We start from the raw sequence: 20128 nt of genomic DNA on the forward strand, positions 1-20128 counted from the left end.
GCCGGTCAGAGCGGCTTTAGTCCCAGTCCAGTCCGCCGCGACGCCACTCGAGGATGTAGGGCACGGTGATGAGGCCGATGAACAGGACGGCCGCCCCCAGCCCGAAGAAGCCCAGACGCCCGAAGGCCGTGGCCCAGGGGTAGAGGAAGACCACCTCGACGTCGAAGATGATGAAAGTCATACCCACCAGGTAGAAGGCGACGGGAAAGCGCCCGTGCTCGGTGTTGGCGGGGGTGGGGTCGATGCCGCACTCGTAGTTGGCGACCTTGACCCGGTTGCGCCGGGCAGGGCTGACGATGGCGCTCAGGGCCAGGCCGCCGACGGCGACCACGAGGGCAACCGCGGCCATGATGAGCAGGGAGGCGTAGGGGTTCATGCTTCCGGCACCATCCTTGTCAGGAGCTGGATGAAGTGGTCGATTCCGTCGCCGCCGCGGCGCTCCCACCCGTCGGACAGGAGCTTGGTGACGAGCTTCATGAGGCGCTTGCGTGGCAGCCCGTAGCGGGTGCACAGGCGCATGACCTCGGGGTGCTCGATGAGAGCGACGAAGACACGGCCGAGCGTGTAGTAGCCGCCCATCTCGGAGCTGAGGGCCTTGGGGTACTGGGCCAGGACCTGCTCGCGGCCGGAGGTGGTCGTGCGGGCGGATGCCTGGGCGGCGGCCTGGGCAGCCAGGCGGCCGGACATGAGGGCCTGGGCGATGCCCTCGCCGTTGAAGGGCGAGACCATGCCTCCGGCGTCGCCCAGCAGCATGAGGCCGTCGGCGTAGTGCGGCTTGCGGTTGAAGGCCATGGGCAGGGCGGCGCTGACCAGGCCGCCGACCTGGTTCTCCTTGGTGAAGCCCCAGGAGGCCGGGACGTTGTCCATCCAGCGGTTGAACACAGCGCGGTAGTCGATGGCGGTGGCCTGGGCGCGCGAGGAGACCGAGCCGAGCCCGACATTGACCAGCCCCTCCCCCACGGACCAGATCCAACCGTAGCCGGGCAGGAGGTCGGACTTGCCGGGCGTGCCGTCCCACAGCTCGAGGCGGGACTCCATCCAGGCGTCCCGGGCACGCGGGGAGCGGAAGTAGGCGCGCACGGCCACGCCCATGGGGCGGCGCTCGTTCTTGATGCGCCCGACGGCGGTAGCCAGGCGGGCCGAGACGCCTCCGGCGTCGACGACCAGAGGTGCGGTGAAGGTCGTGGGGCCCTCGATGCCGGGGTAGGCGACCCGGCTGGTGGGGCGGGCCTCAACGCCGGTGACGCGGCCGGTGGGCGAGGTGACGGGGCCGGTGACCGTCACGCCGGTCAGCAGCCGGGCGCCGGCCGCGGCGGCGTGCTCGGCCAGGTCGCGGTCAAGCAGGGCGCGAGGGCGGGCCATCCCGTAGGACGGGAAGGAGGCCTGCTCCGGCCAGGGGAAGTGGAGGAGGTGCCCGCCGCCGATGACGCGCAGTCCGCGGTTGCGCTGCCAGCCGGTGGTGTCCATCCCCATGGAGACCAGCTCGCGCACGGCCGAGGGGGTCAGCCCGTCCCCGCAGACCTTGTCCCGGCCGAGCTCCTGCTTCTCCAGCAGGATGACGTCGAGGCCGAGGGTGGCCATGTGGTAGGCCGCCGAGGATCCGGCCGGGCCCGCCCCGACGACGATGACGTCGGCAGTGGCGGAGGCGCTGGACTGGGCGGCTGCCTGAGTCACTCGGGTTTCCCTCCTCGGCACTTCTGGTACTGCGGGTGTTGTCGTAGGCATCACAGCTGGCACCGTCATGCAGGCCCCGCACTGGGCGGAGCCCGTGCCGACTGTACCCAGGCGGCCGACACCTCCATGACGAAAGCGTCAAGACAGGAGGCGAACAACGGTTTTCCTTGCCGTGACGGCAATCTTCAGGGTAGCTCCCGTCTCTGCGACAGATGACGGCGCTCCCGAATTACGCTGCAAGTGAGTGACGAATTTCAACACTGTCGGACGGGACCTGCGTCCTAGAGCGGCCCCTGAGTGGTCGGAAGTCGGTCTGGAGCGGTCTGCGGCACGCCTCGGCGGCGTTGCCGCGGTCGGGATTTGCGATGATGACCTCCATGAGCCGATCCCCTCTTCGAGCCAGCCTCGCCAAGGACCCGCGCGAGGTCGCCGGGATGTTCGACGCCGTCGCGCGCCGCTATGACCTGTCCAATGACGTGATGAGCCTGTTCCAGGTGCACATGTGGCGCCGGGTGACGCGAGCGGCCGTCGCCGCGGGGCCGGGGACGCGCGTCCTGGATCTGGCCGCGGGGACCGGCACCTCCTCAGTGGAGTACGCCGCCGACGGCGCCGGAGTCGTGGCCTGCGACTTCTCCACCGGCATGGTGGCCGAGGGCAAGCGCCGCCACCCTGAGATCGCCTTCGTGGCCGGGGACGCCACGGCACTGCCCTTCGCCGATGAGAGCTTCGACGTCGTCACCATCTCCTACGGGCTGCGCAACGTGCAGGACACGGTGCGGGCGCTGTCGGAGATGCGCCGGGTGACGGTTCCGGGCGGGCGGATCGTCATCGCGGAGTTCTCCACCCCGGTCTGGCCGACCTTCCGCCGCCTGTACCGCTTCTACCTGGGCAGCGCCCTGCCGGCCGCCGCCCGCCTGGTCTCCTCGAACACCGAGGCCTACGACTACCTGGGCGAGTCGATCCTGGCCTGGCCGGACCAGCGGGAGCTGGCGGGCCTCATGCACGAGGCCGGTTGGCGGGGCGTGGGCTACAAGAATCTCTCCGGCGGGATCGTCGCGGTCCACCGGGCCACGCGGCCCGAGCACACCCGGGGCGAGCAGTGAGAACCGGCCTGAGCAGGGTTTTGGGGCCGACGTCGTGAGGGCAGAGTCGTGAGGGTGGAGCACTGCCGGGCCGCGCCGCCGCACCTGTCCTTCCGTACTCACGAGCTGCCCGAGGAGGCGCTGGAGGGTCTGTCGCTCATCGACCTGCTGGCGGGCCGTGAGGATGTCAGCTCCTGGGTCCACGAGGGGTGCGGACTCATCGGCCTGGGCCGCGCCCTGGTGATCGAGGCGCACGGGGAGGATCGCATCGAGGTTCTGCGGGCCGCGTGGCGGGCCGTCGTCGGCGCGGCCTGGTGGCGTGACGCGCTGGTCCGCCCCGGGACCGGGCCGGTGGCGCTGGGTACGATCACCTTCTCCCCCGGCTCCGAGCAGTCCTCGGTCCTGGTTGTTCCCGAGGTGCTCGTCGGGTGTGACGACTCCGGTGCCTGGCTGACGACCGTGGTGCCCGGGGCTGCCGACGGGGTGGAGCCGGAGCACCCGGATCCCGAGATGCTCCTGGGGGCGATGGTGGCGCAGGCGCGCGCGGTGGTTGGCCGGGAGCAAGCCGGCGATACCGTGGACTCCAGTGGCGCTGCCACTGTCGAGACCGGGGCGCTCAGCGAGGAGCAGTGGTGCCGGGCGGTCTGCGCCACGCAGGAGCGGATGCGTGCGGGGCAGGCCCGCAAGGTGGTCCTGGCTCGCGACGTGCTGGCCTACCCGGGCGCGCCGCTGGCCACCGGCACGGTGCTGCGGCGTCTGGCCCGTGACTACCCCTCCACCTGGGTCTTCGCTGTCGACCGGATGGTGGGGGCCAGCCCTGAGCTGCTGCTGCGCCTGAGGGATCGGCGCCTCATCAGCAGGGTACTGGCCGGCACTGCCCGCCGGCATGCTGGTCAGGACGCTCTGGCGACGGCGCGCCTGGCGTCCTGGCTGGAGGGCTCTGAGAAGAACAACCGGGAGCATGAGCTGGCCCGGGACTCGGCGATCACGGCGCTGGAGCCGCTGTGCTCGGTGGTGGAGGCCCCAGCCCGTTTCGTCCTGACGCTGCCGAATGTGCTGCACCTGGCCAGTGACGTCACCGGGGTCGTCGCCGGGGACACCGGGGCGCTGGCCCTGGTGGGCGCACTGCACCCGACGGCGGCCGTGTGCGGGACGCCGACTCAAGCGGCGGCGAGACTCATTGAGGAGGCAGAATCCATGGATCGGGGGCGCTACGCCGGGCCAGTGGGCTGGGTGGACTGGCACGGTGAAGGCGAGTGGTGCATCGCGCTGCGCAGCGCCCAGCTGCCCGAAGTGGGCCCCGGACCGCAGTCCCCCGCGAGAGTGTTCGGGGGCGGTGGCATCATGCCGGACTCCGAGCCGGTCGATGAGCTGGCGGAGACGACCGCCAAGATGCGCCCCATGCTGGGAGCGCTCGGCGTGCCGGGCTGAGTTCCGCCCGACACAACCCACCAATACGAGTCCAACAAAACTCAATATGAAAAAAGAGAATCGTGAATGAATTCATCCTGGTGGCGATAAAGCTGCTCATTGGGTTCTTGGCCCTGACAATAATTATCAACGTTTCAGGGAAAGGGAACCTGGCCCCGTCATCCGCGAGCGACCAGGTTCAGAACTACGTCCTGGGTGGCATCATCGGAGGCGTAATCTACAACAATGATATTAAAATACTGGACTACGTCGGAATTTTATGTACGTGGTGCGGACTTGTCCTGACGCTGAAGTGGGTCAAGCAGCACAACGTCACAGCGAAGCAGCTCATTGACGGCAAGGCGCTAATCATCATAGAGGGCGGGAAGATCAACATTGAGAACTGCAGGAGAGTCGGCCTGAGCGCCCATGACGTGTCTTTCAAGCTTCGAGTCCAGAACGTCTACTCAACAGAAAAGGTGAAAAGAGCCGTCGTGGAGCAGGACGGAGAGCTGATTATCACCCTCGAAGGCGAAGAGAACCCGAAGTTCCCCATCATCACAGACGGACAGCTGCAGACCGACATCCTGCAGGTGATCGGCAAGGACGAGGAATGGCTGATGAATGAGATGAAGAAGAAAGGTGCAGATGCTTATGAGGACGTGTTCCTAGGAGAGTATGTCGACGGCAAGCTGATCCTGACGACCTATCAATAGAAATCGCCTTCATCGATTGACGCAGGCCATCCCACCCCACAGGGTGGCGCAGTCAGGAGCCTTGCCGGTCAGGAGTCCTTGCGCTCAGCCAGGGTCACGTCGATGTCCTGCTTCTTGGAGTCGCGGATGACCGTGAGCTTGACCTTGTCGTTGGCGGAGTACTGGCGCACGTAACCGGTCAGCGCCGAGCCCTGGGCGGTGGTCTTGCCGTCGATGGCGATGACGACGTCGCCCTTCTTCAGACCGGCCTTGTCAGCCGGCGAGCCGCCTTCGACCGAGGTGATCTTGGCGCCGGCGCGCTTCTCGCCGTCGGCCGTGGCGCCATCAGTGTCGAGGGTGACTCCCAGGTAGGCGTGAGTGGCCGTACCGGACTTGATGAGCTGCTTGGCGACCTTGTCCGCCAGCTTGACCGGAATGGCGAAACCGATACCGATGCTTCCCGAGCCTCCCTCGCCGCTGCTGGAGCGCCCCATGGTGGCGATGGAGCTGGTGATCCCGATGACCCGCCCCTTCTCGTCGAAGAGCGGCCCACCGGAGTTGCCGGGGTTGATGGCGGCGTCGATCTGGATGGCGTTGGTGTAGACCGCCGAAGAGGCGGAACCGCCTGAGCCGTCCTCATTCTGGGAGTTGACGACGGGCCGGTCGAGAGCGGAGATGATACCGGTGGTGACGGTCGAGGACAGGCCCAGCGGGTTACCGATCGCCATGACGTCCTGACCGGTGGCCAGCTTGTCGGAGTCTCCGAGCTGGGCGACGGTGAGGTTGTCGGGGGCGTCCTTGAGCTGGATGACCGCCAGGTCGGTGGCGGGGTCGGTACCGGTGGCCTCAGCGTCATAGACGCGGCCGTCGGCCAGCGTCACCTGGATCTCGGAGGCCCCCGCCACCACGTGGTTGTTCGTGATGATGTGCCCCTCCTTGTCGAAGATGACTCCGGAGCCCAGCGCGGTGCCCTTGTCCGTGACGACGCCGATGGAGACGACGGCGTTGGACACGGCGGCCGAGACGGCCTCCCAGTCGGGGGCCTGGCCAGTGCTGTTGACGGTCTGGGTCGTGCTCCCGGTGGCGATGGCAGTGGGCGCCGTCGAGGGGCGCGATGAGGTGTCCCCACCGTGAGCATCCATGTACCTGACCGCACCCACAGCCCCACCGGCACCCAGCAGGGAGGCAACCAGCACGGAGGCGACCAGGGCGAACCAACCCGGCCCCCGGCGCCTCGTGGTGCCGTTCTCAGTGCCTGCGGACTTCGAGGCCGCGTAGAAGGACTCCCCGGAGGGGGCGCCGGCCGGCGCGTAACCACCGGGCGTCGTCGGGACGCTCGTGTAGGGCGAGCCGAAGTGCGACTGCTGCCCCTGGTAGGAGTGCTGGGGCGATGAGTAGCTGGACGGCGCCGCCGGCTGCGCCTGAGGAGCGGAGTACTGACCCTGCGGCTGCTGGTAGGACTGCTGCTGAGACTGCTGGTACTGCTCCTGGGCGGACTGCGCGTAGAGCGACGTGGGCTGCTCGGCGGGCAGCTGCCGGGTCTCATCCCAGCGTTGCGCGCCTGCCCCCTGAGGCAGGACCGGCTCGGAGTCGGAGGCGTCGGCGGCGTAGGCCTGGGAGAGATCCTCGTAGCCCCCGTGGTTGTCGGCCACAGTCGGGCCCTCGCCGCTGGAGACCGCCGTTGCCGGGTCGGCCTGGCTGCTGGCGGACCAGGAGTCGACACCGGAGTGACCGCCGTCTGCCACCGCTCCGGGCTCAGTGGGCCGGTATGCCTCCGGGTTCGTCTCGTCGTATCCGCTCATCTGTGCTCCTCCTCGGGCATCTCGCCCTCTCAGATCCACGGGTAGACAACACCAGGGCTCTGTACCGTTTCCGATGATTCCCTGAGGCTGTGCTGTGGATCGTGTAACTGTTGTATCGCAGCGGGCTGAGAGTCCTGCAGTGGGCTTCGGGGTGAGCCGGGTCCACTGCCGCGGGTCCTCTCCCGCCGGCTGCCGTCTATCTCTATCGTCGTTCATGTTGTCACGGTGTGAGGATCGTGCCTCGTGGTCTCCCAGATGACGACACTCATACCGTCGACCGGCTCGGCCAGGATCCTGCGGAGGGCCGCGACGTCATCGGGGACGTGGACCCGGGCCCCCAGGGCTGCGGCCAGTGCGGCGATATCCGCACGCTGGGGGGTGGTGAAGATCCGTTCGAACCGGGCAGGTGGGGTGGTGTGGGCGTACTCGAGGTGGGAGAAGATCGCGCCCCCGCCGTCGTCGACGATGATCACCTGCAGGTCGGCCTCCGCCTCATGCACGCCCCGGTTCAAGGACATGGCGTCGTGGAGGAAGGCGAGGTCGCCCATCACGGCGCGGACCGGTCCGTCCGAGGCCATCCACAGTCCGACTCCGGTGGCAATAGTGCCGTCGATTCCCGCCAGGCCGCGGTTCGCAACCGCCTGCGGGGCGGTGGCGCCGGGCTGGGCGAGTCGGTCCAGGCGCCGCACTGTCATGGATGAGCCCAGCAGGAGGGTGGGGGCGCCGGGGGCCTGGCTCGCCTCCCACACGGCCCGGGCCACGGCGTCGGCGCTGTTGGAACAGTCCGGTTCGGGAAGATCCGACGCCGCCCGGCGCCAGGAGTCGGCCCAGGAGGCGTCGGCCCTCTCCAGGCCGAGCCGGGTTGCGAGCCGGGCCGAGCGGAGGGCGTCGTCGTCGGACTCGCGATCGGGGGCGTCAATGGGGACGACCCGTCGAGCTCGCCCGGAGACATCGGTCCACCGGGCGCGCTCGGTCAGGACGGTGATATCGAGGTTCTCGCGCCCCAGGAGCGCGGTGACGGAGCGGCTGAGGCTGGGGTGGCCCAGGACGAGGAGGTGCTCGGCCTGCTCCGCGAGCGCGCGGCCCGCGGGGGTGCCCAGCAGCTCGGCGTAGCGGGTCAGGGCCTGGGGGCCGCTGCGGGCATGGGAGGTGGGTTCGGCCAGGAGTGGCCAGTTGAGGTGCTCGGCCAGAGACCTGGCCAGGGCGCCGACGGCCGGGTGGGCGGTGTCTCCGGCGACGACGAGCCCCCGCCCCTGCGTGGAGGAACCGCAGCCGACCTGCTGGCCAGCACCGGCCGCCGGGGCGCAGGCCGGCACCGCTGCCCGGACAACGGTGGCCGACGGCGGGGCGGACGGCGCCGGGGCGGAGGGTACTGCGCCCTCCCCTGTGCCTTCCACTGTGCCTTCCACTGTGCCTTCCACTGTCAGGGGCGGGCGGAAGCGAGCATTGATCTGGGCCGGGCCGGGATCCCGGCTGAGGGCCCCGTTGGCCGCGACGACGGCGCGGCGCACCTGCCCGGCGATGGCGGCATCGGCCGCGCTGCCTCCGAGGTCGGCGGCCAGGTCGGCGGGCAGGTCCACGCCCAGGCGCAGGACCGGGGCGAAGAGCCCGGTCTGCTCGGTGGTCTGGCTGGCGCCGGTGCTAACCAGCTCGTGGGGCCGGTCGGCGCTGATGACGAGCAGGGGGATGCCGGCGGCGTCGGCCTCGCTGACGGCCGGGTGAAGGTTGGAGACGGCCGTGCCCGAGGTGGTCACGACGGCGGCGCAGTGGCTGTGCCCGCTCAGGGCGTGGGCGCGGGCGGCCCCCAGGGCGATGAAACCGGCGCTGCGCTCATCCAGGACGACACGCAGACGCATGCGTCCGGCGTCGGCGGCGTCAGCCAGGGCGTCCGCCAGCGGGGCGCTGCGCGATCCCGGGCACAGGACGACCTCGCGCACACCCTCGGCCAGGAGGGCCGCCACGAGGCTGCGCGCGTCGGCCATGGCGGGCGGGAGCTGCGGGGGCTCCGGGGAGTCGGTCACAGGGGCGAGGATACGAGAGCGGCCCGCCTGCGCTGGGCTGCGATTGGTCACAGTAGGGACAGCCCAGTGAGCCCACCGCGCGGTTGGGGCGGGCTACAGCGGCAGCCCGGCCACGGCCCGGCTCGGGTCGCGGGCCTCGCGCTGACGGCGGGCGTGCAGGGCACCGGCCAGGTGCAGCAGCCGCGTCTGCCAGTGCTTGGTGAGGTAGGGGCCCGCCTTGACCTCATCCAGGAGGCGTTCGGAGACGGGGGCGGCGGCGTCCAGACGCAGGGTCCCGTTGCTGGGACGGACGCTGGGGTCGACGACGTCCTGGGTCAGCAGGTACGTGGTCCCCAGGCCGCAGGCGTGGTTGAGGGAGGGCAGGCTGAAGGCGAGGGTGGCGCCGGCCATGATGCCCACGGAGGTGTCCAGGGCGGAGGAGACGACCGTGGGCAGTCCGAGGCGCTCGGCCATGTCCATGGCCCGGTGCACCCCGCCCAGCGGGGCCACCTTGAGGATGGCGACGTCGGCGGCACGCCGGTGGACGATCTCCAGGGGGTTGGCCGACAGCCGGATCGACTCGTCGGCGGCGATGGGCACGTCGACGGCGCGGCGCAGGTCAGCCAGGTCGTAGACGGTGGCGCAGGGCTGTTCGGCGTACTCCAGTCCTCCGGCGGCCCGGTCCATGAGGGGCAGGTTCTCACGGGCGGTATCCAGGTCCCAGGCGCCGTTGACGTCGATGCGCACCTTCCCGGAGCGCCCCAGGGCCGAGCGGACCGCCTCGAGGCGCTCCAGGTCCGCCGAGCGCTTGGAGCTGCTGCCGCTGACCTTGACCTTGGCGGTCCTGGCTCCGGAGGCCCGCACCAGCTCGGCGGCCTCCTGAGCGCCGACCTCGGGGACGGTCACGTTGACGGAGATGGCCTCCCGGTAGCGGGGAAGGAGAGAGTTCCCCAGAGCCTGGCTCAGCCCGGAGGCGAGCCAGGGGGCGCTGGCCTCCGACCCGTAGTCCCAGAAGGGCGCGACCTCGCCCCAGCCCCCGGGGCCGTGGAGCAGGACGCCGTCGCGGCGGGTGATGCCGCGAAACGGCGTCGTCAGGGGAATGTCCCAGACGACGGCGCGGTCGATGCGATCCAGCAGGCCGGTGGAGTCCTGAGCATGAAGCGAGGCGATGTCGATCTCGCCGCTGGCATGCTGATGGTCCGGACTCACGGGCACAGAATACGCACGATCATCAATCAAGACGACGAAACCGGGACAAGGGTGGCGGGGCCCACCTCGGCAAACACCCACGGGGCTGCGCAGCAGGCTGTCCGGCGCCGTCGTCCGCCCCCGGTTCCAGCACCGAGCGCGGCCGTGAGCGCAGGCCACTGTCCGCGGACCTTTGTAGAATGGCCTACGCGGTTGAATTCGCGATCACACCGAGGGGACGTCATGAACGAGGGCAGCACAGGGTCGGGAGGCTCAGGGCGTCATCATTGGAGGCCCGTCACGCCCGTCTCCGCGATGGTCGTGGGCCGCCTGGTCCTCGGACTGCCCGGCGTATTCGGTCTGACGGCCATCGTGCTGGTCTGGTCGGCGCTGACCCGTGCCGGGCTGGGACTCGGCAGGGCGTGCTTGTTCTCCCTGGTGGCGGTGGCGATTCGCGAGCTTATTGACGCCTCGGCCCACCGGCTCATCATGCGGGCCTGGCGCTCGAGGGATCCTCACGGCCTGCTGCTGACGTTCATCGCTGTGACCTGCCCCGCGGTCGCGGGATTCCTGGCCGCCCGCCTCGTCGCCCCGGCCTCGACGACGGCGCTGACGATCCTCACGTGGCTGCCGTTCATGGCCTTTGTCGCCCTCATTGAGAGACCGTGGGACACCTCACTCGGATACGACGCCCTCCACAAGCGCGTCCATCAGCCCCAACCGATCCCGCCGGAGTACGTCACCGCCGACTTCCGCGACGCCCGCAAGTACCTGCCCGAGCTCCACCGCATCGCACTGACCCACGCGGCGCTGTAGCCGGCGGACCCGGCCGCCTCGACAGACCTCAACTGCGATGACGGTCACAGTCTTGCTAGGGTGAGAGAGCGTCATCTGTGCGCTTGGAGCGTCAGGGGAAGGGCATATGAGCACACGCGACGTCACCCGCACACCAGGTCGGCGTTGGAAGCCGGACATTCCCCTGTCAGCGGTGGTTGCGGGAAGGGTCTTCCTGGGAGTCTTCGACGCGCTCGCAGTCGGAGTCGTGCTGGCCCTCTGGTCCGCCCTCACGCGCGCCGGGTTCACCTACGACCAGATCACAGGATTCGCCATCCTGGCGACCGCCGTGCACGAGACCCTGGATGCAGCATCCATGCGCCTGACCATGCGCATCCAACGCACCAACGATATGAGTACCGCGCAGCGGATCCTGTCCGCCCTCATCTGCCCGGCCATTGGCGGAGCACTGGCGGCCATAGTCTTCGCACCGCACCGCCTCACTCATCTGACGCTTCTCACGTGGGCAACCTTCCTGGTCATCTTCTGCGCAGTGGATCGGCCGTGGAAGACACCGATGTCCTACGAGGAGATGAAGGAACGCGGGCGCCAGACCCGGCTGATGACCCGGGAGCACTTCGCCGAGGAGATCGCCGACGGCCAGATGACCTTCCGCCCCATCGACGACGAGGGCTACTACCTCGACGAGGACGGCAACCGCATCGAGGACTGACAGGCCCCGTCGCCATGCGCCCGGCGGGTCCCGCCCAAGCCGCGGCCGTCCGGCGTCAGGACTTCTTGAAGTCGTACTGCGGGTACTTCTTGGCCCAGGCGATGGCGGCCTCATCCTCCCGGCCCTCACCGTAGGTGTTGACGACGAGGTCCTCGAGGCTGCCGTAGGTGGCTTCATCCATCTTGATGGAGCCGAGCCACGTCGCGATCTCCGGGTAGTCCTGCGCGAAGCCCTCTCGCCCCAGGAAGTGAAGCCCTTCTCCCTTACCGAGCGCACCCTTGGGATCCTTCAGGTCCCGCATGCCATAGGTGGTGTTCGCCCAGAAGGGGTGCCACAGGGTCACGACGATCTCCTGCTTGGCATCGACGGCCTTCTTGAGCTCGGCCAGCATCCCGGTGGTGGAGGAGGTCAGGAACTTCATGTCCCCCAAACCGTAGGCGGGGATCACGTCCTCCTGCGACACCTTGGTCAGTCCCGCACCCGGCTCAATACCGATGATCTTGTTGCCGATCTGCGAGGCGTGGGGCTTGATGTCCTCGATCGATGTCATTGAGGAGTAGTCCGGGACGGACCAGCACAGCTTGGCCGCGTCGTAGTAGGTCCCCAGGTCCTCGATGAAGGTGCGGTACTTGTCCATGTACTCCTTGTGAGTGACGTCCGGCCACGCCGAGGGATACAGGTCGACCGCCCCCTGGCTGAGCCCGGCGTAGAGAGGCCCCGCTTCACTCAGGTCGGTCAGCTTAATCCGGTACCCGGCCTTCTCCAGCTGGGTCTTGAGCAGGTGGGTCATGGACAGGCCGTCGCTCCAGGAGGGGATGAAGCCCAGGCGGAGTCGCTTGCCCCCGCCGCCGGAGCCCTTACCGCAGGCGGACAGGGCGCCCGCCGCCGCCAAGGAGGCCAGAGCAGCAGTGAAGGTGCGGCGGGAGATCTGCATGGTGTTCCTTCGATACGTGCCCGACGCCGGTGAGGGCGAAGTGGAAAAGCGTCGTCGAGTCATGGGTCACCGCTTCTTGATGAGTGAGAGCAGCGAGCCCTTCTCCCGCGGCGCCCCGAGGGCCGCGGTCACCCGGTCCAGGTAGATCGCCAGGAACACGATGGACAGCCCCGCCTCGGTGCCCTTGGCGATATCGATCGTCGCGAGTGCCTTGACGACCTCCTTCCCCAGGCCGTCAGCACCGACCATGCCCGCGATGACGGCCATCGACAGGGCCAGCATGATGACCTGGTTGACGCCCGCCATGATGGTGGGGACGGCCAGGGGCAGCTGGATGCCCCGCAGGATCTGCCAGTCGGTGGCGCCGAAGGAACGCCCCGCCTCGACGGTCTCCTTGTCCACCTGCTTGATGCCCAGCTCGGTCATGCGCACCCCGGGGGGCATCGCGAAGATGAGCGTGGCGAACATCCCGGGCACCACTCCGATGGAGAAGAACAGCACCGAGGGGATGAGGTAAACGAAGGCCGGCATCGTCTGCATGAGGTCGAGGACCGGGCGGACGAGGATACTGACGTACTTGTTGCGGGCGGCCCATATCCCCAGGGGGATGGCGAAGACGAGGGCGGTCAGGGTCGCCAGGGTGACCAGGACCAGTGTCTCCATCGCATTGACCCACTGCCCCAGGGAGATGATGATGAGGAAGGTGATGGCGGTACCCACCGCCAGCCTCCACGACTTCGCCATCCAGGCGATAAGGACGAAGACCACCACCATGAGCAACGGGGGCACGGCCAGGAGCAAGTCCACAAGGTTGTCGTTGACCAGGGTGCCGACCCGTGAGATCGCGCTGAGGAAGCCGTGGAGGTGGACCTGGATCCACTCAATGAGGACCTCGACCGCCGTGCCCAGGGGAATCTTGGGAAGAGGAGTCTGTACGGGAATCATCAGGCGTCGGCTCCTTCGGCCTCGGTGGTCTCACTGGCCTTGCCAGCCTGCGCATCGGTCTGCTCCACGGCCGGCTCGGCGCTGGACGCACCGACCTCCTGGTTCTGCTCACTGATGGCGGCCAACAGGGTGACGCGCGGAATGACGCCGGAGATCCGTCCGTCATCATCGACGACGACGATGGGGGCCGCGTGCTGCGCGGCGTAGGCGAACAGCTCGTTGACCGGGGTCGAGTGCGACACGACCGGCATCTCGTGGATCGTGGACAACGGCAGCGCGTCGGAGCCCTCCTTGACCGCCCGGGCGACGTCGTCCTCCCAGACGTAGCCGAAGGGGGTGCGGTCGCGGTTCTGGACGAGCAGCCACGGCGGCTGGTTCTCGCGCAGGAGCTTGTGGGCGGCGTGGGGGCTGCGGTCCGAGCCCAGGACCGCGTACGGAGGCTCTGCGATGGAGCCGGCCGTCAGGACCCGGGTGCGGTCGACGTCGGCCACGAACCGTGAGACGTAGTCGGAGGCGGGGTCGCGCAGGATCTCCTCGGCGGTGCCGACCTGCTCGACGCGCCCGTCGCGCATCATGGCGATGCGGTCCCCCAGGCGCATGGCCTCGTTGAGGTCGTGGGTGATGAACAGGATCGTCTTGCCGAGCTTGCCCTGCAGGTCGATGAGCTGGTCCTGCATCTCCCGGCGGATGAGCGGGTCGAGCGCGGAGAAGGCCTCGTCCATGAGAAGGATGTCGGTCTCGGCCGCCAGGGCGCGGGCCAGACCGACCCGCTGACGCATACCGCCCGAGAGCTCCCCGGGCTTGTAGCCGCCCCACCCCTTCAGGCCGACCAGGGCCAGGGCCTCGGTGGCCCGGCGCTCGCGCTCGGAGCGATTCACTCCCTGGATCTCCAGGCCGTAGGCGGCGTTCTCCCCCACCGTCCGGTGCGGCAGGAGGGCGAAGTTCTGGAAGACCATGGAGACGCGCTTGCGGCGCAGCTCGCGCAGCTTCGACTTGGAGATGTGCGCCAGGTCCTCACCGTAGAGGGTCATGCTGCCGGCCGTGATGGGCAGCAGGCCGTTGACCATGCGGATGAGGGTGGACTTCCCGGAGCCCGACAGGCCCATGACCACAAAGATCTCGCCCTTGTCGACGTCGAAGGAGGTGTTGATGACGGCCGCGGTCTGTCCTGACTTCCTCAGCTGGTCCCGCGTCCTGCCGGCCTTGAGCTTCTTGACGCCGTCGGACGGTCGACGCCCGAAGACCTTGTAGACATGGTTGGCCTCTATGACTTTCACTGCACTCCTCGCGATCTAGCTCCTGGCCTGGCCGAGAGGGTCCGGAGGACGAGTTGTGAGAGCCGCGTCCGGACCCCGTGACGGATGCAGGCCCGTTTTATGGTGCTGCGGAGTGTTCACACGGTCAATTGGAGTAGACGCAGAATCCCGCGAATTCAGGGGACTTCAGGCCTTGACACGCCTGCGAGCGTGTCCGGCGCCACGCCCGCAGGACGGGGTGGGGCTCGCCTGGCGCGCACGGTCAGGCACGACCATCCATCAGCACCGAGAATGCTTGAAATGACCACGATCATCGCGACTCCCCCGTGCTCCCGCGCCGCACGCGCATGAGCACGGCACATAACCAACAACGCTCACACCCGCAACTGGAGCTCCCCGGGGCCTCAGAATGTGTTGATAATCACATTTGCTTCGTTGATGCCCTCCGCTCCGCATCGGAACGACATGGCGCGCACCCGAACCCTCTCCCCTCTCACGTGGAATCACTACGCTGAGGGGCACGCCCGCGGTCCGCAGGACCACCCGGGGCGCTGATGGAGGAGGAGACTGTCGTGCCGGCTGCAGGATGGATCCCGGCGGGCGGTCCGGACCCCTGGGGATCCCTCGGAGGCCCGGGCGCGCACAGACCCAAGGCTCATGCCGACGTGCGCATCTCGAACATGTCGCTCATCCTGCGGCACCTCCAGACGAGTCCCGCACTATCACGCACGCGCCTGGCCCGCGAGACGGGGCTGTCCAAGGCAACGGTCTCGACCCTCGTGGCCGAGCTGTGCTCCCGGGGGCTGCTCATCGAGGAGGAACCGGACCTGTCGGGCAGCGTCGGCAGGCCGAGCACGGGCCTGCGCACGGCTCCGCGCACAGCGGCCGGCATCGGCCTGGAGATCAGTGGCGCCTCGCTGCTCCTGTCCATCGCGGACCTGACCGGAGACGTCATCGCGCGCCGCTGCGAGCTCGTCGACGACGCCGCGCACCACCCCGACACGATGATCGAGCATGTGGCGGCCATGCTGTCCCAGGCCCTGGAGCAGCTGACGCAGCAGGGGACGACGGTTCCGGGAATCGTCCTGGCCCAGCCCGGGATCATCGACTACACCGACAACACCGTGCACTACTCCTCCACCCTGGAGTGGCACGACGTCGCCGTGGCGGACAGGGTCCGCAACGCCGTCGCCCGCCGTATCGGCCCCGGCAGGAGCGTCCCCGCCATCACGCTGGAGAACGACGCCAAGCTCGCCGCAGTGGCCACCTATGAGCGCTACGCGCAGGACGGGGTACACAACCTGCTCTACCTGTCGGGCGGCGAGGGGATCGGCGCCGGCATCATCGCCGACGGCCACCTCCTGCGCGGCTGGCTGGGCCTGACCGGCGAGGTCGGCCACATGCCCGTGGAGCCCGAGGGCCTGGCGTGCCGCTGCGGGCGGCGCGGCTGTTGGGAGACCCGCTCGGGCCTGCAGGCCCTGACCTCGGCCTACCCGCCGGGCGACGCGGTGCGCGACGAGACCACCTCCTTGGATGAGCGCATCGAGATCCTGCGTCAGCGCTTCGACGCCGGGGATACCGAGCTCGCGCGCAGGCTGAGGCTCTCCCAGCAGGCACTGGCACGCGCCCTGGCGATCCTGGCGGACGTCCTCAACCCTCAGGTGATCGTGCTGTCGGGATACCTGGCCGCCTTCGCCGACGTGTTCGTCTCCCCCACCGCCTCCATCCTGAAGGACCGACTGCTGGACCAGCGCGCCGCCGTGAGGCTGGAGACCTCCCACCTGGGCCAGTGGGCCTCGTCACACGGGGCGGCCCTGGTCGCGCTGGAGTCCGTGCTCGACAACCCCACCCTGGTGGACATCAGGCCCGCCTGCTAGACGCCACCCGGCTTATCGACCGCCTCGCCAGTAGCCAAGGGGCGCCACATGCTGTAGTTTGTTCGGAGTTCAGACTATTCAGCCCGAAGGAGTGCTGATGTCTCTTCAGACCCAGCCCGCGGCGCCGCTCCCCTCTCAGGCGGGGGGACGCCTCACCCTGCCGATCCAGACCGGCATGGATGAGGAGGTCCGCCGTCTCATCGCCCGCCTGGGCGCCGACGCCGTGCGGAACTCCGACGGCACCGAGCTGCCCGGCATCGTCTCGGAGCTGGCCACCAAGGTCTACTCCACCTACTTCGTGGGCCGCGGCGACAATGTCTGGGCCGACGCCCATCCGCAGGAGGCCACCCGGATCTTCCTCATGTCCGACCGGGTCGCCGCCACCGCCGACGGCCCCGTGAGCATCGACCTGCTGGCCTCCTGGTTCGCCGACCAGGTCCGCCCCGACACCGGCTGCGACGTGACGCGCTGGTGGCAGGCCCACGACCGCACCACCGGTCAGGAGCTGCCCGCCACCGCGTGGAGCATCGAGGCCGACGGGCGCACCGTCACCGTGCACGAGGCCCTCGCCGGGCACGTCTACACCGTCAGCTTCCTGGCGATCCAGACCTGGGACCCCACCCAGATGTACAACTACCTCACCAACGGCTGGGACGAGGACCCCACGCGCGTCAAGGAGAAGCCCTTCGACGTGCGCCACGAGGCTACGTGGTCTCACGTGCGCGCTCACCTGAGCGCCTGGCTCACGGAGCACCCCGAGGTGGACGTGGTCCGCTTCACCACCTTCTTCTACCACTTCACCCTCGTCTATGGCGCCGACGCCACCGAGCGCTTCGTCGACTGGTTCGGCTACTCCGCCTCGGTGAGCGTCCCGGCCCTGGAGGCCTTCGAGGAGGAGTACGGCTACCGCCTGACCGCCGAGGACTTCGTCGACGCCGGCTACTACAACTCCCCCTTCAGGGTTCCCACCCGCGCCTTCCGCGACTGGATCGACTTCCAGCAGCGCTTCGTGTGCTCCCGGGTGCGCGAGCTGACCGACGCCGTTCACGCCCAGGGCAAGGAGGCGATGATGTTCCTGGGCGACAACTGGATCGGCACCGAGCCCTACGGCGAGCACTTCGCCACCACCGGCCTGGACGCCGTCGTCGGCTCGGTCGGATCGGGGGCGACCTGCCGGATGATCGCCGACATCCCGCACGTGCGCTACACCGAGGGCCGCTTCCTGCCGTACTTCTTCCCCGATGTCTTCCACCCGGGGGGCGATCCCGTCACCGAGGCCAACCGCAGCTGGCTGGAGGCCCGGCGCGCCATCGTGCGCTCCCCCCTGGACCGGATCGGCTACGGAGGCTACCTGTCCCTAGCCGTCGAGCACCCCGACTTCATCGACCGCGTCGAGCAGATCGTCGCGGAGTTCCGCGCCATCCACGAGCGCTCTGCGGGGCTGCGTCCGCTGACCCCCGGCTTCAAGGTCGCGGTCGTCAACTCCTGGGGCCGCCTGCGCTCCTGGATGACGCATATGGTCGCGCACGCGCTGTGGTACCGCCAGACCTACACCTACCTGGGGGTCCTCGAGGCGCTGTCGGGCCTGCCGGTGGACGTGGAGTTCCTGTCCTTCGACGACGTGCGCGCCGGCCTGGCCCCGGAGGTGAAGGTCCTCATCTGCGCCGGCGCCGAGGGCACCGCCTTCTCCGGGGGCGAGCAGTGGGCGGACTCAGAGCTGGTGGCCCAGGTCAGCTCCTTCGTGGCCGCCGGCGGCGGCCTCATCGGAGTGGGGGCGCCCAGTGCCCACCCCGCCCACGGGGTCACCTTCCAGCTCGCCGACGTCCTGGGCGTCGACCGGGAGATCGGCTGGGGCCTGAGCACGCGCCGTCGTCCGCCCGAGGCGGAGGCTCACTTCATCACCCGGGATCTGACCGGCGGCCTCGACGACGGCGAGGGCACCCCCGACATCGTCGTCACCAGTCCCGCCACCCGGGTGCTCGACGCCGCGCACGGCCAGGTCCGCCTCGCGGTCCACGAGCTGGGTCGGGGCCGGGCGGTCTACGCCACGGGACTGCCCTACAGCGCCCAGAACTCCCGGCTGCTGCACCGGGCCATCTTCTGGGCCGCGGGATGCCAGGAGGAGTTCTCCGCCTGGGCGGCCCTCGACCCCAGGGTGGAGGTGGCCGCCTACCCCGACGGGCGCACCACCCTCGTCATCAACAACTCCCTGGAGCCCGTCACCACGACGGTGCCGACTCCCCAGGGCCCCCGGACGGTCCGTCTGGAGGAAGGAGGCCACCAGTGGCTCACCGCTGCCTCGCAGTGAGCCACCCCCGTTCCATATCCACGCTCCGCTCACGGGCGCGCACCCACAACACCGACAGCACCGACAGCTCCCTGTCACCGCCCCGCCGCGCCCCCCGCTCCTTCCGGCAGACGCCGGGCCTTTTCAATGACGAAGAAGGAAACTCCCATGAAGAAACATGCACTGGCCGCCTCGCTGCTCGCCTTCGCGATGCTCACCGCCGGCTGCTCGGCCACGACCGGCTCATCCGGCTCGGCCTCCTCCGGCGGCGTCATCCGCTACCTGCACCGCCTGCCCGACGGCGAGGGGATGACGAAGGTCAACGACATCGTGGCCCGTTGGAACTCCGAGCACCCCGACATGAAGGTCGAGGCCACCAAGTTCGACGGCAAGGCCGCGGACATGAATGTCAAGCTGGAGAACGACGTCAAGGCCGGAACCGGCCCCTGCCTGGCGCAGGTCGGCTACGCCGAGATCCCCAAGCTCTACACCTCCGGCCTGCTCACCGACGTCTCCGCCCAGGCCGAGAAGTACAAGGACCACTTCTCCGAGGGGTCGATGTCGCTGATGACCGTGGGCAAGACCGTCGTCGGCCTGCCGCAGGACTCCGGCCCGCTGGTCTACTTCTACAACAAGGCCGCCTTCGACCAGCTCGGGCTGAAGGTGCCCACGACGAGCGCCGAGCTGGCCGAGGTCGCCAAGAAGGCGGCCGAGCAGGGCAAGTACGCCCTGGCCTTCGAGCCCGACGAGGCCCCCAACACCCTGGCGGGTCAGGCGGCCGCGGCCGGCGCCCAGTGGTTCAGCGCTGAGAACGACAAGTGGAAGGTCAACGTCTCCAGCCCGGAGACCGCCAAGGTCTCCTCCTTCTGGCAGGGGGTCCTGGACTCCAAGACGGCCCTCGTGGCCAACCGCTGGGACGACGCCTTCGGCAAGGCGCTGGTCGACCAGCAGCTCATCGGCACCATCGGGGCCGCCTGGGAGGGCGCGCTCCTGGCCGACACCATGAAGGACTCCCCCAATGCCGGGTCCTGGGCGGTCGCCCAGCTGCCCGCCTTCGGTGACAAGGCCATGTCCGGTCCCGACGGCGGCTCCGGCGTGGCAGTCCTCAAGGGCTGCTCCAACCCCGAGGGGGCCATGGCCTTCAACGACTGGTTCAACACCCAGGTCGATGACCTGGCCACCCAGGGACTGGTCCTGACCGCGAAGGCCCCGGTGAAGACCCCGCAGACCATCTCCACCTTCTTCGGAGGCCAGGATGTCTACGCCGAGTTCACCAAGGCCAACGCGGCCGTGAACTCCACATTCGGCTTCATGCCGACCTGGCCCTCCCTGGCCGACCCCATGACCAAGGCCGCCGAGGCGGCCGGGAAGGGGACCGGCAAGGTCGATGACATCTTCCAGGCGGCCCAGAAGACCTCCGTCAGCTCCCTGAAGGACGCCAACCTGCCCGTCGCCGAGTAGGCGATCGAGC

Annotated in this window: 16 protein-coding genes; 8 read left to right on the forward strand and 8 right to left on the reverse strand. The window is 68.9% G+C overall.

Annotated elements, in window-relative coordinates; genetic code table 11:
• Positions 1-16: 16 nt before the first annotated feature.
• Both ndhC and RIV14_RS08215 read right to left on the reverse strand, forming a co-directional pair.
• A complete protein-coding gene (gene ndhC, locus RIV14_RS08210) occupies positions 17-376 on the reverse strand; it encodes an NADH-quinone oxidoreductase subunit A (protein ID WP_070663128.1) in 360 nt (119 codons plus the stop codon).
• Positions 373-1674 carry a geranylgeranyl reductase family protein gene (locus RIV14_RS08215; protein WP_075372881.1) on the reverse strand — a complete coding sequence of 434 codons (1302 nt, stop codon included), beginning with the start codon at positions 1672-1674 and terminating at the stop codon, positions 373-375. Before RIV14_RS08215 ends, ndhC begins: the two co-directional genes overlap by 4 nt.
• Positions 1675-2051: 377 nt before the next feature.
• On the opposite strand from RIV14_RS08215, the gene RIV14_RS08220 reads away from it, so the two are divergent.
• From RIV14_RS08220 to RIV14_RS08230, 3 genes are all read left to right on the forward strand, one after another.
• The gene (locus RIV14_RS08220; RefSeq protein WP_075372901.1) at positions 2052-2777 is read left to right on the forward strand and encodes a demethylmenaquinone methyltransferase; all 726 of its coding nucleotides are present in this window, start codon (positions 2052-2054) and stop codon (positions 2775-2777) included.
• A gap of 48 nt (positions 2778-2825) precedes the next feature.
• Positions 2826-4187, forward strand: a complete 1362-nt coding sequence (locus RIV14_RS08225) for an isochorismate synthase (RefSeq protein WP_075372880.1) — start codon at positions 2826-2828, stop codon at positions 4185-4187.
• 62 nt (positions 4188-4249) lie between these two features.
• Positions 4250-4882 carry a DUF421 domain-containing protein gene (locus tag RIV14_RS08230; RefSeq protein WP_075372879.1) on the forward strand — a complete coding sequence of 211 codons (633 nt, stop codon included), beginning with the start codon at positions 4250-4252 and terminating at the stop codon, positions 4880-4882.
• A 68-nt stretch (positions 4883-4950) separates the two neighbouring features.
• Here RIV14_RS08230 and RIV14_RS08235 read toward each other — a convergent pair whose 3' ends face one another.
• The 3 genes from RIV14_RS08235 to RIV14_RS08245 form a co-directional block, all read right to left on the reverse strand.
• A complete protein-coding gene (locus tag RIV14_RS08235) occupies positions 4951-6663 on the reverse strand; it encodes a S1C family serine protease (protein ID WP_075372878.1) in 1713 nt (570 codons plus the stop codon).
• 212 nt (positions 6664-6875) lie between these two features.
• A complete protein-coding gene (gene menD / locus RIV14_RS08240) occupies positions 6876-8645 on the reverse strand; it encodes a 2-succinyl-5-enolpyruvyl-6-hydroxy-3-cyclohexene-1-carboxylic-acid synthase (protein WP_075372877.1) in 1770 nt (589 codons plus the stop codon).
• A 132-nt stretch (positions 8646-8777) separates the two neighbouring features.
• Complete coding sequence (locus RIV14_RS08245; protein WP_075372876.1) at positions 8778-9878, reverse strand: o-succinylbenzoate synthase; 1101 nt, start codon at positions 9876-9878, stop codon at positions 8778-8780.
• Positions 9879-10094: 216 nt separating this feature from the next.
• Here RIV14_RS08245 and RIV14_RS08250 point away from each other — a divergent pair, with 216 nt between their 5' ends.
• Both RIV14_RS08250 and RIV14_RS08255 read left to right on the forward strand, forming a co-directional pair.
• On the forward strand, positions 10095-10667 hold the full coding sequence (locus RIV14_RS08250; RefSeq protein ID WP_256699315.1) for a hypothetical protein: 573 nt from the start codon (positions 10095-10097) through the stop codon (positions 10665-10667).
• Between the two features lie 106 nt (positions 10668-10773).
• Positions 10774-11358: a hypothetical protein gene (locus RIV14_RS08255; RefSeq protein ID WP_075372874.1), complete on the forward strand. Its 585-nt coding sequence runs from the start codon at positions 10774-10776 to the stop codon at positions 11356-11358.
• A 55-nt stretch (positions 11359-11413) separates the two neighbouring features.
• On the opposite strand, the gene RIV14_RS08260 is transcribed toward RIV14_RS08255, so the two are convergent.
• From RIV14_RS08260 to RIV14_RS08270, 3 genes are all read right to left on the reverse strand, one after another.
• Positions 11414-12292 (reverse strand): glycine betaine ABC transporter substrate-binding protein, encoded by an 879-nt coding sequence (locus RIV14_RS08260; RefSeq protein ID WP_075372873.1) that lies wholly within the window; start codon positions 12290-12292, stop codon positions 11414-11416.
• Between the two features lie 66 nt (positions 12293-12358).
• Positions 12359-13237, reverse strand: a complete 879-nt coding sequence (locus RIV14_RS08265) for an ABC transporter permease (protein ID WP_075372872.1) — start codon at positions 13235-13237, stop codon at positions 12359-12361.
• Positions 13237-14514 (reverse strand): quaternary amine ABC transporter ATP-binding protein, encoded by a 1278-nt coding sequence (locus RIV14_RS08270; RefSeq protein WP_075372871.1) that lies wholly within the window; start codon positions 14512-14514, stop codon positions 13237-13239. Before RIV14_RS08270 ends, RIV14_RS08265 begins: the two co-directional genes overlap by 1 nt.
• A gap of 644 nt (positions 14515-15158) precedes the next feature.
• Here RIV14_RS08270 and RIV14_RS08275 point away from each other — a divergent pair.
• The 3 genes from RIV14_RS08275 (at position 15159) to RIV14_RS08285 (ending at position 20118) form a co-directional block, all read left to right on the forward strand.
• On the forward strand, positions 15159-16370 hold the full coding sequence (locus RIV14_RS08275; RefSeq protein WP_075372900.1) for an ROK family transcriptional regulator: 1212 nt from the start codon (positions 15159-15161) through the stop codon (positions 16368-16370).
• A gap of 97 nt (positions 16371-16467) precedes the next feature.
• Positions 16468-18678 (forward strand): 1,3-beta-galactosyl-N-acetylhexosamine phosphorylase, encoded by a 2211-nt coding sequence (gene gnpA, locus RIV14_RS08280; RefSeq protein WP_075372870.1) that lies wholly within the window; start codon positions 16468-16470, stop codon positions 18676-18678.
• Between the two features lie 147 nt (positions 18679-18825).
• Complete coding sequence (locus RIV14_RS08285; RefSeq protein ID WP_081381861.1) at positions 18826-20118, forward strand: type 2 periplasmic-binding domain-containing protein; 1293 nt, start codon at positions 18826-18828, stop codon at positions 20116-20118.
• The last annotated feature ends 10 nt before the right edge of the window (positions 20119-20128 follow it).

It is taken from the genome of Actinomyces acetigenes (assembly GCF_031296635.1).
In the GTDB taxonomy this organism is placed as follows: domain Bacteria; phylum Actinomycetota; class Actinomycetes; order Actinomycetales; family Actinomycetaceae; genus Actinomyces; species Actinomyces acetigenes.

Bases quoted from the DNA above. Each gene is read 5' to 3' on its own strand.
- RIV14_RS08250 (WP_256699315.1), top strand. From the start codon at position 10,095: ATGAACGAGGGCAGCACAGGGTCGGGAGGCTCAGGGCGTCATCATTGG.
- gnpA (WP_075372870.1), top strand. From the start codon at position 16,468: ATGTCTCTTCAGACCCAGCCCGCGGCGCCGCTCCCCTCTCAGGCGGGG.
- RIV14_RS08235 (WP_075372878.1), bottom strand. From the start codon at position 6,663: ATGAGCGGATACGACGAGACGAACCCGGAGGCATACCGGCCCACTGAG.
- RIV14_RS08220 (WP_075372901.1), top strand. From the start codon at position 2,052: ATGAGCCGATCCCCTCTTCGAGCCAGCCTCGCCAAGGACCCGCGCGAG.
- menD (WP_075372877.1), bottom strand. From the start codon at position 8,645: ATGGCCGACGCGCGCAGCCTCGTGGCGGCCCTCCTGGCCGAGGGTGTG.
- RIV14_RS08265 (WP_075372872.1), bottom strand. From the start codon at position 13,237: ATGATTCCCGTACAGACTCCTCTTCCCAAGATTCCCCTGGGCACGGCG.
- ndhC (WP_070663128.1), bottom strand. From the start codon at position 376: ATGAACCCCTACGCCTCCCTGCTCATCATGGCCGCGGTTGCCCTCGTG.
- RIV14_RS08255 (WP_075372874.1), top strand. From the start codon at position 10,774: ATGAGCACACGCGACGTCACCCGCACACCAGGTCGGCGTTGGAAGCCG.
- RIV14_RS08260 (WP_075372873.1), bottom strand. From the start codon at position 12,292: ATGCAGATCTCCCGCCGCACCTTCACTGCTGCTCTGGCCTCCTTGGCG.
- RIV14_RS08285 (WP_081381861.1), top strand. From the start codon at position 18,826: ATGAAGAAACATGCACTGGCCGCCTCGCTGCTCGCCTTCGCGATGCTC.